This window comes from Pseudomonas entomophila, assembly GCF_029478665.1.
Lineage (GTDB): Bacteria > Pseudomonadota > Gammaproteobacteria > Pseudomonadales > Pseudomonadaceae > Aquipseudomonas > Aquipseudomonas entomophila_F.
This window is the reverse complement of sequence record NZ_JARPQB010000113.1, coordinates 1-1452: the sequence shown is the minus strand read 5'-3', so window position 1 is coordinate 1452 and position 1452 is coordinate 1. Positions and strand designations below refer to the sequence as shown.

General features: G+C 56.9%; 1 protein-coding gene. It reads right to left on the bottom strand.

From position 1 onward, the window contains the following. Positions 1-264: 264 nt before the first annotated feature. Entirely contained in the window at positions 265-1368 is a 1104-nt protein-coding gene (locus P5705_RS26110) for an IS110 family transposase (protein ID WP_277463741.1), read from the bottom strand. Positions 1369-1452: the final 84 nt, after the last annotated feature.

Here is a 1452-nt window from a genome sequence, read left to right as displayed (position 1 = left end):
AAGCCGCTCCTATGTATGGACTCGCCCACACTGTCTAGCTGCTTTTGAACATAGGAACCCGGTTGCATCTATGTATCAGGCCTATTCTGGGAAGCTTCTCGCTTCTGGCCAACATCGTGGTGAGCTCGCAGCGTGCCGTTTACATTGAGGCCTGAAGATTGGCCTGTAGGAGCGGAGGCATCAGTCTGCGACGGTCTTACCAAGGGTCAATGTTCACTAGCAGGGGTTGGAGCGCTCAGCGCACCGGTGGCATTGCTCGGTTGATCAACTGCTCATGGCAGCCTCTGTACGATCTTTCGGTCTGCGTTGGTAAACTTGGTCACTTTGCAGCAGTGACCAGATAATGCGCAGATTTCGATTAGCCAGTCTGATCGCCGCCTCCTTGCGCCCAAGACGGGATAACCAACGCAAGAGGCGGCGATCGTCTGGCTGATCGGAATCAGGCCTTAGCTGACTCAAGACAGCATGCGCTCCCTGAATCATCAGACTGCGTATATAGCCGTCACCTCGCTTGCTCATCCTGCCCAGCCTGATTTTGTTTCCGCTGCTGTGCTGATCGGGCACGATACCGAAGAACGCGGAATACATTCGGCCGCTGGCGAATCGACTGGGCTCCGTCTGCTTCGCCACGATCGCTGTGGCAATGATCGGGCCGACGCCGCGAATGGTGATCAGTCGTTGCGCGACTTCATCCTCCTGTGCCGTCTTTTCGAGCCGCCTACTCAACGTCGTAATACGCTCGCCTAAAGAGAGCCAGTCAGCCAACAGTTCATCGAGTAACTCGCGCAACACGTCAGGCAGGGGTAAAGAGGCATCCTCCAGCGCCTGCGGCACATGCTTGCTGATCGCGGCATCGCCTTGGGGCATGGATACCCCATGCTCAAGCAGCAAACCACGCATTTGGTTACCCAACGCTGTATGCCGCTTGATATTGCCACGCCGGACACGGTGCAGCGCTTGAATGGCCAGTGCTGTGGTGCTCTTGATCGGTATCGAGGCAATACTGCTATCGCGACCGGCACGCAAAATGGCATGTGCATCGTTACGGTCGTTCTTCGCGCCGCTTCGGTGTTCGGCCACTCGTTGCGCGGGCAAGATTCGAACCGGATTACCCTTGGCCTGCAGCAGTCTGGCCCAAGCTTGCGCACCTGGACCGCACTCCATCAAGACGGCCACTGTCACTGGCAGTTTGAGCAGTAAATCATGGAAGGCCTGACGGGATTTGATGCGATCTTCGTAGATCACTCGGCCGGTGGCGTCCTCGCCGGCCAGCTGGAAGACCTGCTTGGCCAGGTCTACGCAGATGGTTGTGCAAAGCTCTACATCAGTAGAAGACAGGGATTGGTGCTTCGAACTATGCTTTTTCATGGTCTCGCCCTCGCTGCCGTTGGCTTCTTCGAACGCCACCGTGGCACTGTGATGCCTCGGCGGGGGCGAGTCCATTCAATTACA

Coding starts and splice junctions, on each gene's coding strand:
- P5705_RS26110 (WP_277463741.1), bottom strand. CDS start 1,368: ATGAAAAAGCATAGTTCGAAGCACCAATCCCTGTCTTCTACTGATGTA.